Source organism: Selenihalanaerobacter shriftii (assembly GCF_900167185.1).
Taxonomy (GTDB): Bacteria; Bacillota; Halanaerobiia; order Halobacteroidales; family Acetohalobiaceae; genus Selenihalanaerobacter; species Selenihalanaerobacter shriftii.
Map to the genome: position 1 here is coordinate 1 of NZ_FUWM01000020.1, position 16,978 is coordinate 16,978.

At 31.3% G+C, this 16,978-nt stretch carries 20 protein-coding genes; all 20 read left to right on the top strand.

Annotated elements, in window-relative coordinates; genetic code table 11:
• Positions 1 to 419: 419 nt before the first annotated feature.
• A complete protein-coding gene (locus tag B5D41_RS10760) occupies positions 420 to 1,445 on the top strand; it encodes an FAD:protein FMN transferase (protein WP_078810661.1) in 1,026 nt (341 codons plus the stop codon).
• A 17-nt stretch (positions 1,446 to 1,462) separates the two neighbouring features.
• Complete coding sequence (mobA, locus tag B5D41_RS10765; RefSeq protein WP_078810662.1) at positions 1,463 to 2,050, top strand: molybdenum cofactor guanylyltransferase; 588 nt, start codon at positions 1,463 to 1,465, stop codon at positions 2,048 to 2,050.
• Between the two features lie 20 nt (positions 2,051 to 2,070).
• Positions 2,071 to 2,763 (top strand): Crp/Fnr family transcriptional regulator, encoded by a 693-nt coding sequence (locus tag B5D41_RS10770; protein ID WP_078810663.1) that lies wholly within the window; start codon positions 2,071 to 2,073, stop codon positions 2,761 to 2,763.
• Positions 2,764 to 3,049: 286 nt separating this feature from the next.
• The gene (locus B5D41_RS10775) at positions 3,050 to 3,319 is read left to right on the top strand and encodes a chaperone NapD (protein WP_078810664.1); all 270 of its coding nucleotides are present in this window, start codon (positions 3,050 to 3,052) and stop codon (positions 3,317 to 3,319) included.
• A 27-nt stretch (positions 3,320 to 3,346) separates the two neighbouring features.
• Positions 3,347 to 5,596: a molybdopterin-dependent oxidoreductase gene (locus tag B5D41_RS10780; protein ID WP_078810665.1), complete on the top strand. Its 2,250-nt coding sequence runs from the start codon at positions 3,347 to 3,349 to the stop codon at positions 5,594 to 5,596.
• Between the two features lie 21 nt (positions 5,597 to 5,617).
• Positions 5,618 to 5,848, top strand: coding sequence for a hypothetical protein (locus B5D41_RS10785; protein ID WP_078810666.1), 231 nt, complete (start codon positions 5,618 to 5,620; stop codon positions 5,846 to 5,848).
• A 138-nt stretch (positions 5,849 to 5,986) separates the two neighbouring features.
• Positions 5,987 to 6,496, top strand: coding sequence for a 4Fe-4S dicluster domain-containing protein (locus B5D41_RS10790; protein ID WP_078810667.1), 510 nt, complete (start codon positions 5,987 to 5,989; stop codon positions 6,494 to 6,496).
• 4 nt (positions 6,497 to 6,500) lie between these two features.
• Complete coding sequence (locus B5D41_RS10795) at positions 6,501 to 7,673, top strand: 4Fe-4S dicluster domain-containing protein (RefSeq protein WP_078810668.1); 1,173 nt, start codon at positions 6,501 to 6,503, stop codon at positions 7,671 to 7,673.
• Positions 7,674 to 7,799: 126 nt separating this feature from the next.
• On the top strand, positions 7,800 to 7,955 hold the full coding sequence (gene tatA, locus B5D41_RS10800) for a twin-arginine translocase TatA/TatE family subunit (protein WP_078810669.1): 156 nt from the start codon (positions 7,800 to 7,802) through the stop codon (positions 7,953 to 7,955).
• A 409-nt stretch (positions 7,956 to 8,364) separates the two neighbouring features.
• Positions 8,365 to 8,859 (top strand): molybdopterin-guanine dinucleotide biosynthesis protein B, encoded by a 495-nt coding sequence (gene mobB / locus B5D41_RS10805; protein ID WP_078810670.1) that lies wholly within the window; start codon positions 8,365 to 8,367, stop codon positions 8,857 to 8,859.
• 78 nt (positions 8,860 to 8,937) lie between these two features.
• Positions 8,938 to 9,465 (top strand): Gx transporter family protein, encoded by a 528-nt coding sequence (locus tag B5D41_RS10810; RefSeq protein WP_078810671.1) that lies wholly within the window; start codon positions 8,938 to 8,940, stop codon positions 9,463 to 9,465.
• Between the two features lie 54 nt (positions 9,466 to 9,519).
• Positions 9,520 to 10,095: a Maf family protein gene (locus B5D41_RS10815; protein ID WP_078810672.1), complete on the top strand. Its 576-nt coding sequence runs from the start codon at positions 9,520 to 9,522 to the stop codon at positions 10,093 to 10,095.
• 19 nt (positions 10,096 to 10,114) lie between these two features.
• Positions 10,115 to 10,810, top strand: a complete 696-nt coding sequence (gene radC, locus B5D41_RS10820) for a RadC family protein (protein ID WP_078810673.1) — start codon at positions 10,115 to 10,117, stop codon at positions 10,808 to 10,810.
• Positions 10,811 to 10,835: 25 nt separating this feature from the next.
• Positions 10,836 to 11,876 carry a rod shape-determining protein gene (locus tag B5D41_RS10825; RefSeq protein ID WP_078810718.1) on the top strand — a complete coding sequence of 347 codons (1,041 nt, stop codon included), beginning with the start codon at positions 10,836 to 10,838 and terminating at the stop codon, positions 11,874 to 11,876.
• A 31-nt stretch (positions 11,877 to 11,907) separates the two neighbouring features.
• Positions 11,908 to 12,738: a rod shape-determining protein MreC gene (gene mreC / locus B5D41_RS10830; RefSeq protein ID WP_159442944.1), complete on the top strand. Its 831-nt coding sequence runs from the start codon at positions 11,908 to 11,910 to the stop codon at positions 12,736 to 12,738.
• A 16-nt stretch (positions 12,739 to 12,754) separates the two neighbouring features.
• Positions 12,755 to 13,252 carry a rod shape-determining protein MreD gene (gene mreD, locus B5D41_RS10835; protein WP_078810675.1) on the top strand — a complete coding sequence of 166 codons (498 nt, stop codon included), beginning with the start codon at positions 12,755 to 12,757 and terminating at the stop codon, positions 13,250 to 13,252.
• Positions 13,253 to 13,267: 15 nt separating this feature from the next.
• A complete protein-coding gene (gene mrdA, locus B5D41_RS10840; protein ID WP_078810676.1) occupies positions 13,268 to 15,124 on the top strand; it encodes a penicillin-binding protein 2 in 1,857 nt (618 codons plus the stop codon).
• A 105-nt stretch (positions 15,125 to 15,229) separates the two neighbouring features.
• On the top strand, positions 15,230 to 15,856 hold the full coding sequence (gene minC, locus B5D41_RS10845; RefSeq protein WP_078810677.1) for a septum site-determining protein MinC: 627 nt from the start codon (positions 15,230 to 15,232) through the stop codon (positions 15,854 to 15,856).
• Positions 15,857 to 15,881: 25 nt separating this feature from the next.
• Positions 15,882 to 16,676, top strand: coding sequence for a septum site-determining protein MinD (gene minD / locus B5D41_RS10850; RefSeq protein ID WP_078810678.1), 795 nt, complete (start codon positions 15,882 to 15,884; stop codon positions 16,674 to 16,676).
• Between the two features lie 20 nt (positions 16,677 to 16,696).
• Positions 16,697 to 16,966, top strand: coding sequence for a cell division topological specificity factor MinE (minE, locus tag B5D41_RS10855; RefSeq protein WP_078810679.1), 270 nt, complete (start codon positions 16,697 to 16,699; stop codon positions 16,964 to 16,966).
• The last annotated feature ends 12 nt before the right edge of the window (positions 16,967 to 16,978 follow it).

A 16,978-nucleotide genomic window follows, 5' to 3' on the forward strand; every position in this document is an offset into this window, starting at 1 on the left:
TATAATTTTATTCTAAATACCACAGTAAAATCAGATACAATTTTAATTGTTTTCCTTAGCTGAAGATTATAAAATATTTTTTAGATCAGTACAAGGATAAAGGCTTTGCCCGTGCTATCGCACGTCCTTGACAGATTTAAAAAATATATTTTGAGTATTTGTAGGGAAAACAAATGAATTATTATTTAAAGTATTGATATATAATTATTATAGATAAGCAGATCATTTATTTTTATGTAAAATTTTGGATAAATAAACAGAGGACAATTTTTTTAGAAAAACCGTGCATTTAACCTTGCAATTCTCAATATAGTTATTAGGTGTCATTGTATTTGTAAAAAAGTCTTGAAGATGATAAAATTATGTAAAAGTTTATGTGAAATATTGATAGAATAATATGTAAATGGTGGTGGGTATAAATGAAAACAAAAAGAAAGATTGGGATAGGCTTTATACTTTTATTTATAATAGGGATTTTGGCTATAGGTTTTATTAGAACTAATTCAAAACCTCCTCAATATGAGACTAAAGAATTCTTTATGGACACCGTGGTTTCTGTTAAGGCTACAGGAGATAATGCTAAAAGGGCAGTGACAGATGCAATAAAAGTTATGCGCCAAATAGCAGATGAATCAGATAGATATAAGCAAGCTAGCATAGTTAGTAAAATTAATCGTCAAGCTGGAATTAGACCAGTAAAAGTTGATGATGATATTTTAAATATGATTAAGACTGCTAAAGAATATGGAAGTTCAATAAATGGCAAATTCGATATTACTATTGCTCCTGTTATTGAATTATGGGGTTTTGGGACAGAGAATAAAACAGTACCTAATACCCAAAAGTTAAAGGAAAAATTAAAGTTGGTTAATTATAAAGATATTATTATTAATGAAGAGAAAGAAACAGTTATGTTAGCTAAGCCAGGGATGAAGATTGATTTAGGTGGAGTTGCTAAAGGTTATATCGTCGATAAGGCGGCTAAAATACTTAAAGAAGCCGGAATTAAATCAGCTTTAATCAATGCGGGAGGAAATATTAGGACTATAGGAACTAAATATAATGGAGACAAGTGGAGATTAGGAATTAGAAATCCTAGAGATGATGAGAAAGATCCTGATGATACTTATTTAGATGTAATTGCAGTAAAAGAGACTAATATTGTTACATCTGGAGATTATCAACGTTATTTTATGCAAGCTGGTAAAAGATATCATCATGTTTTAGACCCGGATACTGGATATCCAGCCAGAGGTTTAGCTAGTGTGACTATTATTAGTGATTCTTCATTTACAGCTGATATCCTCTCTACTGCATTATTTATATTAGGTTTTGAAGATGCTAAGGCATATATTCAAAATCATTCACAGATTGAAGGTATGTTGATTACAACGGATCTTGAAAAATGGAAGAGTAAAGGATTTAAAGATTTATTAAATAATTAAAATAAGGAGGAAGTGGGATGGCAGCCATAATACTTGCTGGTGGTAAAAGTTCTAGAATGGAAGGGGCTAATAAGCATTTAATGGAATTTAGAGGAGAAACTATGATTGGGTATTTAATAAAAAAATTAAAGACAGTATTTACGGAGATTATTATATCAACTAAAGATGAAAATTTATATCAAGAATATGATGTCCAAATAGCTGTTGATGATTTTAACCATCAGGGGCCTCTTAGTGGAATACATGCAGGTTTAATGGCTAGTAATGATCATCATAATTTAGTTATTGGCTGTGATATGCCTTTATTGAATCTGAAATTAATAGAATATATGTTAGGTCAACAACTACCTGATCTTCTTGTCCCTAGAATAAATGGTCAATTTGAACCACTCCATGCTATTTATAGTAAAGAATGTATTATTAAGATAGAAGAATCAATAAAAAAAGAACAGTATAAGATCATGGATTTTTGGCCAACAGTAGAAGTTAAATATATAGAAGAAGCAGAAATTAAAGAATTTGATCCACATTTATATTCTTTTTTTAATGTTAATACCAGAGATGATTATAATCAAGTTTTAAAAGTTTTAAATAGACTTGATTAATTTAAAGGAGGGGCCATTAAATGAGAAGGTGTGTTAAATGTTCAGTTAGAATGAATAGTATTTTAGCTGAATTATCCTCAGAAGAATTGAAAGAGGTCGAAAAATTATTAATTGATCAAGAAGTTAAAGACGGGGAGAAACTTTTTTACCAAGGAGAAGATATGCATGGTTGCTATATAGTAAAATCAGGAAAAATAAAATTATATAAAAGTTCATTAAACGGTCAAGGACAGATATTACGTGTTGTAGCTCCTGGAGAAATAGTAGGATTGTGTGCATTAAGAGATAAGAGTAATTATGGACATACTGCAGAAGCTATAGGTGATTCAGTAGTCTGTTACTTAAATAAGAGTAAGTTAGATAAATTATTTACTATAAATGCTTCTTTAACTAAAAACTTCATTTCTGCATTAACTGATGAAGTTACAAATGCATATAATAGAATCTTTTTGTTAGGAACTAAATCGGCGAAAGAGAAAGTAGCTAATCTATTAATCTCCTTAGCTACTGGTGAGAATAAAGAATTAGTCGACGGAATGCAATTAAACTTAACTTTAACTCGGGCAGAAATGGCAGATATGCTAGGGGTTTCCATGGAGACGGCTATTAGAGTAATTAGTGGTTTTAAGAATAAAGGATTAATTATTGGTCAAGGCAAGAATTTAATTATAAAAGATGCTGCTGGGTTAAAAGCAGTTGTTAATGGAAATTAAAACTTTATATTAATTAAAATTTATTTTAAGCACTTTCTTATGGATATCCATAAGAAAGTGCTTTTTTCATTTGTAATATGAATGATTATGACACATATCATACAAATTTGACGAAAAAAGTAATACAATATTATTAAAATATCACATACAAATGAGATTTAGGAGAAGTATCATATAACTTGTGAAATATATATTAATTAATTTTTAGTAGAGGATATTTTATTTTGTTTAAATTAGTTATTTTTATCACATAGATAATTATTAATGAAATAAAGGGGGAGATTTATTGTTAATAGCAGGAGCTTTAGTTGAATATGATAAGAATTTCAATGAGAAGGTCTTGGACTTACTTAGAAGAGAAGAAAATCTAACTTTTTATGAGACTGAAAAGGCTGGTAAAGTAGTAATTGTTATTGAGGCTCAGGACACTAATATATTAGAAGAGCAGATAAAGGAATTAGAAGGATTAAATGAGATTATTGGTGTATTCCCATCATATATCAATTATGAAGAAGAATTCTCTAAAAATCAGACTAAAGAGCAGTTTTTAAATTAAGGTTTATATGTTTAAGGAGGGCAGTTAATGAAACTTACAAGAAGAAGTTTTTTAAAGGCATCAGCAGCTGCAGCGGTAATGACAGCAGCAGGAATCAATCCTAAGGATAAATCCTTATTCTCTACTGCTAACGCAAGTAATGAGGTTGATAAGTGGACAAAAGCACCTTGTCGTTTTTGTGGGACTGGATGTGGAGTTTTAGTTGGTGTTAAGGATGATAAAGTAGTTACAGTTAAAGGAGATAAGAAGAATCCAGTAAATAAAGGATTCTTATGTGTAAAAGGATACTCTTTAGGCAAATTAATGAATGCTACAGAAAACAGGTTGACTAAACCACAGATACGCAGAAATGGAAGACTAGTCGAGACTGATTGGGAAACAGCTTTGAATTTAATAGCTAAGAAGTATAGAAAATACATAGATAATTATGGTCCAGATTCCGTATCTATATACTCTTCTGGACAATCAACTGTTCAAGAGGGTTATGTCTTAAGTAAGTTGATGAAAGGTGCCATTGGAACTAATAACCTAGAATGTAATGCCCGATTATGCATGGCTAGTGCTGTAGGTGGCTACTTAACTACCTTTGGAAAAGATGAGCCAATGGGTTGTTATGATGATATTGAAAATGCTGATCTATTCTTTATCATTGGTGCTAATATGGCCGAATGTCATCCTATTCTTTATGCAAGAGTTGTGCGTAGAGTAAGAAATAGTGATGTTAAGGTAATTATGGCTGACCCAAGAGAGACAAGAACTCATAAGATCTCTGATTTAGATTTATTCATGAAGCCAGGTAGCGATGTTGCTTTATTAAATGCAATCTCTTATGTAATTATTGATGAAGGTTTAATTGACGAAGATTTTATTAATAAACACACTCATCTAAAGCAGAACGGTAAAGAAATTAATTTAGATGAATTCAAATCTTTTTTAAAAGATTATACTCCTAAAAAGGCTGCTAAAATTACGGGTTTAGATCCAAAGGATATTAGAAAAGCTGCTAGAATGTTTGCTGATCCTAAGCGAGAAAGTTTAAGCTTATGGACAATGGGAGTTAATCAGCAGGTGCAAGGAGTCTTCATAAATAATGCCATTCATAATCTACATCTATTAACAGGAAAGATCTGTCGTCCAGGTTCTTCACCGTTATCTTTAACTGGACAACCGAGTGCTTGTGGTACTGCAAGAGAGGTAGGAACATTTACTCATAAGCTTCCAGCACATAGAATAGTTGCAAATAAAAAACATAGGGAAGAGATGGCCAAGCATTGGGGGATTGATGTAGATAAGATTCCATCTAAGCCAAGTTATCATACAATGGCTATGTTTGAGGCAATTAATCGTGGTGATATTAAAGCACTCTGGGTAACAACTACTAACCCGGCACAATCATTACCTAATTTCAATAAATATCGTAAGGGGTTAGAAGATGTATTCTTAGTAGTTTCTGATGTATATCCAACAGAGACCACTAAGTACGCTGATGTAATCTTACCATCAGCTATGTGGGTAGAGAAGGAAGGAGTCTTTGGTAATACTGAAAGAAGAACACAGCATTTTGAAAAGGCTGTTGATGCTCCAGGAGATGCTAAGCCTGATTTATGGCAATTTCTTGAAGTGGCTAGGAAATTGGGGTATGGAGATTTGTTTCCATATAAGGATCATCCAGAAAGAGAAATTTTTGAAGAATATAGAGAATGTACCCTTGGTACCGGGAAAGATTTAGCACCATATGATGCTTATCGACAAAAAAGAGGTTTAATGTGGCCAGTTGTGGATGGAAACGAAACAGCACGACGATATGTAGCTCCGGATGACCCATATGTAAAAGAAGGCATTGAATTCTATGGTAAACCAGATGGTAAAGCTATCATTTATGCCCGTGAAAATAAAGGACCTGCAGAGTCTCCAGATGAAAAGTATCCATTTGTTTTATCCACTGGTAGAGTGGTAGAACATTGGCATACAGCAACAATGACTATGCAAGTGCCTGAATTGAAGAAAGCAGTTTCGGAAACCTATGTTGAGATTCATGAAGATGATGCAAGACGTTTAAATATTAGAAGTGGAGATATAGTTAAATTAATTTCTCGTCGTGGTGAATTAGAACTTAAAGCTAAAATTGGTGGTAGAGGTGTTCCGCAACCAGGAATGTTATTTGTACCATTCTTTGATAGAAAACGTCTAATTAACTTAGTAACTATAGATGCCGTTGACCCTAGTTCTAAAGAACCAGAATATAAAATATGTGCGGTTAAAATGAGAAAAGCATAATTCCGGAGGTGTGATAAAATAATGGATAAGAAGATAATGATAGGGTTATTGGTAACTTTATTAGGATTATTAGTATTGAGTGGTTATAATTCTATTGAATCGGGAGCACAAGCAGGATATCCACCTACTGTTCCCCATAGTATTGAGAATAGACAGAATTGTTTAATGTGTCATGAATCTGGAGTTATGGGAGCAACAGTAACTACTCATCCCGAGCGGCCAAACTGTGTGAGCTGCCATGTAACTCAATAGTTTTAGAGAATTTAAGAATGCAACATCAATAGAGGGTGACCAAGATAAAGAAGAATAGAAGAGGTATTTATGAAAATCCTACGTCAAAATTTTAGGCGTAGGATTTTTAAATAATAATTTTTAAGGAAGGGAGAAAGAATGAATCAGTATTATTTTATCTTTAACCAAGACTTATGTATAGAATGTAATAGCTGTATAATTGCATGCTCCCAGAAGAACGAAGAGGTAAATGGTAATTTAAGAAAAGTACTTCCTCATCCTATTTCAATATCATGTAATCACTGTCAAGAACCCCTCTGCCAAAAAGTGTGTCCAGTTAATGCGATTGATAAACGGTTAGAAGATGGAATAGTTATAATAGATTCTGATCGATGTATCGGTTGTAAGCGTTGTGTTAAGCGGTGTTTATATCAGGCACCGTATTTTTCAGAGAATGAATCAAAAGCTTATAAATGTAATCTTTGTTTAGATAGATTAAAGAATAATGAATTGCCTAGTTGTGTGGAAAGTTGTTTAATGCAGGCTTTAGAGATAAAGAGAGAAGATGAGTTATCTGATGCAGAGAAGAATTTGGTCAAGAATAATCCGTTGCCTAATTCAGAAGTTACTGAACCGAGTTATATTTTCAAGAATGTAGAGGAGAGATAAAGATATGTTAGGATTAGAAAAATTATTAAATTTCATTAGTGATTTTGATTTAACCCAATTGAAGGTTAATCAAGATTTATGTATAAATAATATCTTTAATAAAAAGGTTTGTAATAAATGTTATGATGTCTGTCCTTATGATGTAATTACTTTAGAAGGTACAAATTTAAAATTAAAAAAGAATAATTGTAACCACTGTGGCTTCTGTTATCAAGTCTGTCCAACAGGAGTCTTTAATATTTTAAAAGAATCTAATGGCAAATTAAGTGGTCAAATTAGATCTTTAGCTGAGAAGAGATCAAGAATTAAGATATATTGTTCTCAAAATAAACAGAGGATTAAAGATGGAGTAGAAGTAATCTGTTTAGGTAGATTAGATGAACGATTACTGATGGAAAGTCTATTAGCAGGAGCTTCAGATATTTGGGTTGTAGCGGCCGAATGTCAGAACTGTGAAATGAGTATTGGAGAAGATTTATTTAAAGAAGTATTATTTACTTGCCAAGAATTATTGAAAGATATTTCTAAGCAGAATAGAATTTATTATGCTCAAAAAGAACCAATTAAAGAAGAGAATAGTTCATTAAATATTAATAAGATTGAATTTAGTGATGATGCTTCAGAATTAAGTTTAAATCGTCGTGACTTATTTAAAATTTTAAAACCAAAGGTTAACGTGAATGATAGCAAGGAATCTCAGAATAAAGATGGCTTAGATACCTTTAGTGAGACGAGCATTTCAGAAAAAAGAGTTAGATTATTAAAGTTATTATTGGTCTTGGATATGAGAGACGATGAATTACAACAGATAATAAGAAATAATCTTTCTTTAGTTGAATTTAATTCGAATTGTGATTTCTGTCAAGGTTGTAGCAATCTCTGTCCAACTAATGCACTTCAATTAGAAAGAAAAGAAAAAGAATTAAGTTTTACTTTTAATCCTTTACTCTGTACTTCATGTCGACTCTGTGAGATTAGTTGTCTTTATAATGCTATTAAAGTGACTAAGGTTAGGAATGAAAAAATAAAACTTACAGAGATTGATTTGGAGAAGAGTTTTGAAATGTTCCGTGGGTCAAAGATTGAATGTCAAGAATGTGGTGATTATTTTTATACAGCTAAAAGTACGCAAGAGATCTGTTTTAATTGTCAGTATGTAAGTGATAAAGTCCATTAATTGCAAATTAATATATGTCATGATAAAATAAGTAAAAAGGTAATTAGATAATACTAAAAAATTGGAATTATGACAGGAGAAATCCGTACTTATTGGCTAGTATTTAAAATTAAAGGAGGGGATGAAATGTTTGGATTAGGTCCTACAGAGTTAATTCTTATTTTAATTATTGCTTTAGTTATTTTTGGTCCAAGTAAATTACCTGAGATAGGGAAAGCTATAGGTAATGGAATTAAAGAATTTAAAAATGCTACAAATGATGATTCAAATGACGTAGAATAGGCTAGTTATAAGGATTCTTTACTATTGGTGTGATGCCTATCACTTATGTAAGGCATTATATCTTATTATAATAACGATATAACTATATTATTTTAAGACTTAGATTTGATTAAGGTGATTATAATAAATATATATAAATTATGCTTAGCGCCTTATTAAAATGGTTTTATTTGGAAACAATATCAAATAATACGATAACTATGTAATTATCTATCTTATATAGGAAATAAAAGAATAGTACTTAATATATAAATTTAGTATTAAATTATGGACAAGCAACCTGATTTTAAATAAGTTTCCGTAAATATTATAATGCTATATTAAAGGACTTTATGTTGGATATGACGAAAGCTATTGACGGGGAATTTATGTATAATTTTATGATTAGAATAGATAGGTGGTGGTCAATATGATACCAGTAGTCTCTATGGTAGGTAATTCAGGTTCAGGAAAAACTACTTTTATTGAGCAATTAATACCTAAGATAAAAGAAAGAGGGTATAAAGTGGCAACTATTAAGCATGATGCTCATAATTTTGAGATAGATAAACCAGGAAAAGATAGTTGGAAACATCGTCGAGCTGGTGCTGAAACAGTTGTGTTATCTTCACAGAATAAATTAGCTATGATTAGAGAATTAAAGACAGAAGTTGATTTAGATCATATAATTGAGGATTATATAAGTGATGATATTGATTTAATTATAACTGAAGGATATAAAACAGGTAATAAGCCAAAAATTGAGATATTTCGACCAGCGAAATTTTCTAAACCTTTATTTACATTAGATGATGAAGATATATTGATGATTATTGAGAATAAAGAGAATGATAAAAGTCAGTTTAATAAAGAAGATATAAAACAAGTAGTAAATTTAATTGAAACTAAAGTAATAAGTAAGTAAATAATTAATTAATAGTAGTATGAAATTTGATTATTATTTAAATTATTTTGTTATAATAAATAGAAGGAAGGGGAAAGTGTGTATAGCTATAAAAAGCTTCTATACTTAGCATTGTTAACTGCTTTAGCAGTAGTTTTACACATGGTTGAAGCTTTAATTCCTACTTCAATAATAGTCCCTGGAGCCAAATTAGGGTTATCAAATAGTATAATTCTATTAACATTAGTGTTGTTTGACTCTAAAGCTGGGTTTAAGGTATTATTATTAAGGATTATTATTTCATCATTATTAATAGGTACATTTATGACTACTAGTTTTTATTTAAGTCTAGCTGGTGGGTTGTTAAGTTTTAGTTTAATGGCTCTAGCTTACAAATATTTAAGTGATAAATTTAGTATAGTAGGGATTAGTTTATTAGGAGCTGTAGCCCATAATATAGGACAGATAGTAACAGCTTATTTAGTTATAAATAATTGGGGGATATTCTATTATTTACCCTATTTGTTACTCTTTGCTTTGCCTACTGGAGTTTTTATAGGTTTAACTGTTATTCACTTAGAAAAATATTTAAGATTAAATTTTAAATTTACACAGGAATTTAATTAAGAATAAAGAATTGAAATTAATAGTGGTTCTTTTATAGTGGTTGGAGGAATGATAATGAAAAAAGTAGTATTAGCATCTGCATCACCTAGAAGACAAGAATTATTAGAGCAGATTTATGTGAACTTTGTTACTATTCCTAGTAATGTAGACGAAACTAAAATTAATGGTGAGGATCCTATAGATTTAGTACAGAAACTGGCTTTAGCTAAAGCGGATGACGTGGCTAAAAGAGTTGGTAATAGTTTAGTTATTGGTGCTGATACTGTTGTAGTCTATAAAGATGAAGTATTAGGGAAACCTAATTCTAATGCAGAAGCTTATGAGATGCTTTCTAAGTTAAGAGAGACTGAACATCAGGTTATAACTGGATTTGCAATTATTGATACTAATACTTTAGAACAAAAGATAGATTATGAAATGACAAAAGTAATAATGAAAGATTTTACTGACCAAGATATATCAGACTATATCGCTACTGGTGAACCTATGGATAAAGCAGGTGGATATGCAATTCAAGAAAGAGGAGCTGTCTTTGTAGAAAAAATAGATGGTTCTTATTCTAATGTTGTTGGTTTACCGTTGTCTAAATTAGTTATTAACTGTAAAGAGTTAGGTTACCAAATAGTCTGAATAAAGGTTGGTGACAAGTTTGGTTGAATGGAATTTGACAATTAAAGATTTACCGGAAGATGAAAGACCAAGAGAAAAATTACTTAAATTTGGCTCAAAGGCTATGTCTACAGCAGAGTTATTAGCCTTAATTATTCGTACTGGAAGTAGAAGTGATACAGCTATAGAGTTGGCTAATAAATTATTAACTTATGCTGGGGGTTTAAAGTTTTTAAAAGACTTAAGTCTAGAAGAATTAAAAGAAATAAAAGGAATAGGTTTAGCTAAAGCTACTCAGATTAGTGCTACTGTTGAACTAGGTAGAAGAATTAGAATGGCTAGTTCTAAACAACGTGATGAAATTATTACTTCACCTCGAGATGTGGCTAATTTATTATTAGCTAAACTGTCATTTTTAGAACGAGAACATTTTGTAACTGTATTATTGAATACAAAAAATAGAGTGATTACTATAGAAGAAATTTCAGTTGGAAGTTTAAATAGTTCTATAGTGCATCCCAGAGAGGTATTTAAGCCTGCTATTAGAAGGAATAGTGCTGCAATCATTTTGGCACATAATCATCCTAGCGGCAGTCTAGAACCTAGTTCTGAGGATATTAAGGTCACTAATAGGTTACGAAAATCTGGAGAGATAATGGGAATTGAAATTTTAGACCATTTAATTGTTGGAAATGAAGAATATATTAGCCTTAAAGAAAAAGGTTATTTCAAATAAGTTGGGAAGAAAGGAGCAACTAAAGATGGTACTGAACTTTTTGACTGCACCATTTTCACGAGATATGGGAATAGATTTAGGAACAGCTAATACATTGGTTTATATTAAAGGTAAAGGGGTTTTAATTACTGAGCCTTCAGTTGTGGCTATTAGAAAAGATAGTGATGAGGTTTTAAAAGTAGGAGATGAAGCTAAGCAAATGATTGGTAGAACTCCAGGTAATATAGTTGCCATTAGACCAATGAAAGATGGAGTTATTGCTAATTTTGAAATTACAGAAAAAATGTTAAGACATTTTATTACTAAGGCACATAAAAGAAAGAGATTAGTTAGGCCAAGAATTATTATTTGTGTTCCTTCAGGCGTAACTGAAGTAGAGAAACGGGCAGTGATTGATGCGGCTTTACATGCTGGTGCTAGGGAGGCTTATTTAATTGAAGAGCCGATGGCAGCAGCTATTGGAGCTGGATTACCTGTACACGAACCAACAGGTAATATGGTAGTAGATATTGGTGGTGGTACCACTGAAGTAGCTGTTATATCTTTAGGTGGAATAGTTACTAAACAATCTATTAGAATCGGTGGAGATGAGATGGATGAAGCGATTGTTAGTTATATAAAGAACAATTATAATCTGATGATAGGTGAGAGAACAGCAGAATCTGTTAAGATGGATATTGGTTCCGTATATGATGTAGAGCAACAAGAAGAGGTGGATATTAGAGGTCGAGATTTAGTTAATGGTTTACCAAAAACAATTACAGTTACTACAGATGAGGTACAAGAAGCATTAAGAGAACCAGTTGCCGATATAGTTAAAGCTGTGAAGAACACCTTAGAGAGTACTCCTCCAGAGCTATCTGCAGATATTATGGATAGAGGTATCATTATGGCTGGTGGTGGTTCATTATTGACTGGATTGGATAAATTATTATGTGATAATACAGGAATGCCAGTATATTTAGCTGAAGACCCACTTAATTCTGTTGTGCATGGAACTGGTAAAGTTTTAGATGAATTAAATACTTTACGTGATGTTTTAATAAGTCCTAAGCGTTTATCTTAAAATAGAAAAGAATCAAAGTAGGTGGTTATTATTGGCTAATTTATTCACAAAGCACAATCGGTTCATATCTATTCTAGTAATTTTAATTTTGATTTTAGTATTGGCTAATTTAGTTGGTAATGTCTTGCCTGATGGAGATTGGGGTGAAAGTTTAGTAATTGAGTTCGTTTCTCCTTTTTTAGCTGGAGTAAATATAATAAATGATAAAGTGACAGATACTTTTAATGTTATATTTAATTATCGGCAGGTTAAACAGGAGAATACTTCATTAAGAAAAGAAGTGAAAAAATTAAGTTGGAAGGTTCAGCAGTTAAATGAAATCGCTAAAGAGAACAGTCGATTACGGAAATTACTTAATTTTAAAGAGCGAGAAGATTTTGAAATTGTAGGCGCTAAGGTAATTGGGAAAAGTGCTAGTAATTGGTCTCGAATAGTGACTATTAATCGAGGTAGTGAAGCTGGACTAGAACCGAAAATGTTAGCAGTTACTTATAATGGTTATTTAATAGGTAGAATCGAAAAGGTTACTGCTAATAATGCCCAAATTTTATTATTAAATGATCCTAATTTTGCTATTGGCGGACTGATTTCTAAAAATGAATCTCGTGAAATTGGAATAGTAAATGGTACTTTAAGTCAGACAGAATTATTAGAGATGAATAAATTGCCATGGAATGCTGAAGTTAAAGCTGGAAATAAAGTGGTGACTTCGGGATTATCGAAAATATATCCTAAAGGGATTTTAATTGGTAAAGTAAAAAAGTTAAAACCTGAAAACTATGGGTTGACTCGTGTAGCTATTATTAAACCTTTTGTTGATTTAAAAACTTTTGAAGAAGTCTTAGTAATTACTGATTTTTAATTCAGGAGGCGGGTAGATGCAGTACCTAGTCTATTTTGTATTAATGTTAATTTCATTAGTTTTACAAATAACTATATTTGCTTTTTATCCAGTCTGGGGGGTAACTCCAGACTTGCTTTTAATTATAGTAATTAGTTCAGCATTGCTTAATGGTTATCGTAAAGGGGCTTATATAGGATTTTTCACAGGACTTATTCAAGATGTATTTTCAAGTGGATTATTTGGTAGTAATATAGTTATTAAATTAATCCTTGGTTATGCATGTGGATTTTTACAAAAGAAGATATACCCTAAAAGCATTATTATTCCTGGACTTGTTATAACTGTATCTACTATTTTCAGTCAACTTTTAATGGTGATTTTAACTGATCATATTATGCTACAGGCTGAACTTTGGACTCGATTTAAAGAGGTTACACTTCCGTTAATTATTTATCATATTTTATTATCTCTATTTATTTATCCTATGATGTATTACATTAAATATAAATTTTTAGATAATTATTTAAAATAGTAGGAGGAAATTGAGTTGGGTGTAGAAAATAAATTTAACCAACGTGTAAAGTATTTTGGAATAATAATTATTATTTTATTTGTAACCTTAATTGGGAGAAGTTTTTATTTGCAGATTATATTAGGCAATAAGTATCAGAAATTGGCTAATGGAAATCGAATAGATATTAGAGATATTCAAGCGCCAAGAGGTAAGATTAAGACTAAAGACGGTAGAGTATTAGTCTCAAATCGTTTAGCATATACAGTTTCTATTATTCCCGAAAAGGCTCAAGAAGAATTAACTCTTACTTTAAAGAAGTTAGGAGAAATATTAAAGGTTAAACCAACCAAATTAAGAGATAAGATTGAAAAAAAGGGTAATCATAAAAGTGTAGTATTAAAAAGAGATATAAGCCAAGAAGAATTAGTGATTATTGAAGAAAGTAAAAGTGAATTACCAGGGGTAATTATTGATAAATTGCCGGTTAGAGATTATGTTTATGGTCATTTCGCTAGTCATATGCTCGGCTATGTAGGTGAAATTTCTGCATCTCAATTAAAAGAATATGAGCAGTTTGGTTATGAAACTAATGATATTGTAGGAAAAACTGGTTTGGAATTAGAATATGAAAGATATTTACAAGGTAAAGATGGTAGAAAACAAATAGAAGTAAATAATTTAGGTCAAAAAATTCGTGTTTTAGGGGTAGAACAACCTATTTCAGGTGATGATTTAGTTTTGAATATTGATTTTAAATTGCAAAAAATTGTTGAGAAGAATCTTAAAAATGAATTAAAGAAGTTACGTCAAAAAGCAAAAGATAAGAATAGTGAAGAATCTCAAGGTCTACCAACTGGAGGAGCTGTTGTAGCTTTAAATCCTAATAATGGAAAAGTCTTAGCTTTGGCTAGTGCCCCAGATTATAATTTATCACTCTTTTCTGGTGGGATTTCAATTAAAAAATGGGAAGAATTAAATACTAATTCTTTACGTCCATTATTTAATAGAGCAATAAAAAGCGCTCCACCATCTGGGTCTATTTTTAAGTTAGTAACTGGAACGGCTGCTATTGAAGAGTTAGGTATAACTGCTAATAGTCAATTCTATGATCCTGGCTATTACAAAGTAGGTGGAATTAGATTTAATAATTGGTTAACAGGGGGACAAGGGAATTTAGATTTCATTGATGCTATTGCATTTTCTAATAATACTGTCTTTTATAAATTAGGCCATCGTTTATATAAGACAGATAAAGTATTATTACAAAAATATGCTAGAAATTATGGGTTAGGTCAAAAAACAGGTATCGATTTACCGAATGAAGCATCAGGTTTAGTTCCTGATCCTACTTGGAGAGAAAAAATATTCAGCAAAAGAATTAATCAAATTTGGTTTCCGGGTTACACAATTAATCTTTCTATAGGTCAAGGGAACTTAAAGACTACTCCGGTTCAATTGGTCAATTTAGTATCTGCTGTGGCTAATGGAGGTACTATATATTCTCCACAGATAGTTGATAAAGTTATTAACAATCAAGGCAAGGTAGTTAAAAATTTCAAATCACAAATTCTTAATAAATTAAATATTGAAAAGAAGACTTTTGAAATTTTACAGGAAGGAATGGTAGGAGTTACTAATTACGGAACTGCTGCCTATATGTTTAAAAAGTTACCATTTAAAGTAGCTGGTAAGACTGGAACGGCTCAGACCGGAGGTAATAGAAATAATCATGCTTGGTTTGCTGGTTATGCTCCAGCTGATAATCCACAAGTAGCTATAGTTGTTTTTCTAGAACATGGTAATTCTAGTAGTAATACGTTGCCAATAGCCAAAAGAATTTTAGAAAGTTATTTAATTTCTAAAGCTAAACCTGCAAAAAATTCACAATAATATGCAAAAAAAGAATAATTTATAAATGAAAAAAAGGAAATGTAAATTTTTTCACGAAATAAATAAATATAATGATGTTATTTTGGGCCAGGGGGAAGGTGGATTATGCAGAAGGATAGAATTCTCTTTAAGTGGGATAAGGGGAGTTTAGTAATTGTTTTGGATGAAGATGTAGAGTTTGATTACTTAATTAAAGACTTAAAAGAGAAGGCGTCTAAAGCAGAGAATTTTTTTATAGATGCTAAAATAAAACTTGATATTGGTAAAAGAGAATTAAGTTCTAAACAGAAAGAGAGATTAATTAAACTTTTTACTTCTTTGCCTGGTTTATCAGTTATAGAGATTGTTAAAAATAGTCTTCCGGATAATCCAAAGGACCATAAGAATGAAGATGAACCTGAAATTTCTACTTTATGGTTGGACAAGACTCTGCGTTCTGGCCAATCAATTGAGTATGATGGAAATATAATTATTCAAGGTGATGTTAATCCAGGAGCAGAAGTAGTAGCTAAAGGGGATATTATGGTGATGGGAACCTTTAGAGGAGTAGGACATGCTGGGGCTACTGGAAAAGAAGATGCTACAATTGCAGCTTTTAGACTACAGCCTACTCAATTAAGGATTGGGAATAAAATCTGTAGGTCTCCAGATGGAGAGATTAAGCATCCTAATAAACCAGAGATTGCTCTAATTGAAGGTGGAGATATTCTTATTAAAGTTTTAAAAAATTAATTAAGTTAAAAAGGGAGGATTATTTATGGCCGGACAAGCATTAGTAATTACCTCAGGTAAAGGAGGAGTAGGAAAGACCACTACTACTGCCAACTTGGGGACAGGACTAGCTAAATTAGGTAAGAAAGTAGCTTTAATAGATGCTGATATAGGTTTAAGAAATTTAGATGTAGTTATGGGGTTAGAGAATAGAATTGTTTATGATATTGTGGACGTTGTAGAAGAGAATTGTAGGCTTGAACAGGCTTTAATTAAGGATAAAAGGTATAATAGTTTGACATTATTACCTGCAGCTCAAACCAGAGATAAAACTGCTGTTAATCCAGAACAAATGAAAGATTTATGTATTGAGTTAAAGAAGGAATTCGATTATGTACTTATTGATTCTCCAGCAGGTATTGAGCAGGGCTTTAAGAATGCTATAGCAGGAGCTGATAGAGCTATAATCGTGACTACTCCTGAAGTTTCTGCTGTTAGAGATGCTGACAGAATTATTGGTATGCTAGAGGCTGAAGGAGTCAAGGACCCAGAAGTAATCATTAATAGAATCAGAATAGATATGGTTAAAAAAGGTAATATGATGGGGATTGATGATATGATTGAAATCTTAGCCATTAAGTTATTAGGAGTAGTACCTGATGATGAAGGAATTGTAGTTTCTACTAATAAAGGAGAACCAATTGTTTTAACTGCAAAAAGTACTCAAGCAGGTAAAGCATTTGAAAATATTGTTAGAAGAATTGAAGGAGAAGAAGTACCATTGATGCCTTTGGAGCAAGGGATAATGGATAAATTTAAAAGAATTATTGGTTTAGGATAATTTAGGAGGAGGTATATTTAGTGTTAGAGAAAATTAAAAGTTTCTTTGGAGAAGGAACTGATAGTAAAGACTTAGCTAAAGAAAGATTAAAGTTAGTTTTAATTCATGACCGAATTAATATCTCTCCTGAACTATTAGAAGATATGGAAGCAGATTTAATTGAAGTTATTTCTAAATATGTTGAAATTGAACAAGAAAATTTAAATATAGATTTAGATAAAGATAATGAAAGCATGGCATTAGTCGCTAATATTCCAGTGAAATCATTAAATAGAACTGTAAAAAAATAGTTAAATTAATCA

Bases quoted from the DNA above. Each gene is read 5' to 3' on its own strand.
- B5D41_RS10790 (WP_078810667.1), top strand. From the start codon at position 5,987: ATGAATCAGTATTATTTTATCTTTAACCAAGACTTATGTATAGAATGT.
- mreD (WP_078810675.1), top strand. From the start codon at position 12,755: ATGCAGTACCTAGTCTATTTTGTATTAATGTTAATTTCATTAGTTTTA.
- minC (WP_078810677.1), top strand. From the start codon at position 15,230: ATGCAGAAGGATAGAATTCTCTTTAAGTGGGATAAGGGGAGTTTAGTA.
- B5D41_RS10760 (WP_078810661.1), top strand. From the start codon at position 420: ATGAAAACAAAAAGAAAGATTGGGATAGGCTTTATACTTTTATTTATA.
- B5D41_RS10815 (WP_078810672.1), top strand. From the start codon at position 9,520: ATGAAAAAAGTAGTATTAGCATCTGCATCACCTAGAAGACAAGAATTA.
- B5D41_RS10770 (WP_078810663.1), top strand. From the start codon at position 2,071: ATGAGAAGGTGTGTTAAATGTTCAGTTAGAATGAATAGTATTTTAGCT.
- minD (WP_078810678.1), top strand. From the start codon at position 15,882: ATGGCCGGACAAGCATTAGTAATTACCTCAGGTAAAGGAGGAGTAGGA.
- mobB (WP_078810670.1), top strand. From the start codon at position 8,365: ATGATACCAGTAGTCTCTATGGTAGGTAATTCAGGTTCAGGAAAAACT.
- B5D41_RS10795 (WP_078810668.1), top strand. From the start codon at position 6,501: ATGTTAGGATTAGAAAAATTATTAAATTTCATTAGTGATTTTGATTTA.
- B5D41_RS10785 (WP_078810666.1), top strand. From the start codon at position 5,618: ATGGATAAGAAGATAATGATAGGGTTATTGGTAACTTTATTAGGATTA.
- B5D41_RS10780 (WP_078810665.1), top strand. From the start codon at position 3,347: ATGAAACTTACAAGAAGAAGTTTTTTAAAGGCATCAGCAGCTGCAGCG.
- B5D41_RS10825 (WP_078810718.1), top strand. From the start codon at position 10,836: ATGGTACTGAACTTTTTGACTGCACCATTTTCACGAGATATGGGAATA.
- mobA (WP_078810662.1), top strand. From the start codon at position 1,463: ATGGCAGCCATAATACTTGCTGGTGGTAAAAGTTCTAGAATGGAAGGG.
- tatA (WP_078810669.1), top strand. From the start codon at position 7,800: ATGTTTGGATTAGGTCCTACAGAGTTAATTCTTATTTTAATTATTGCT.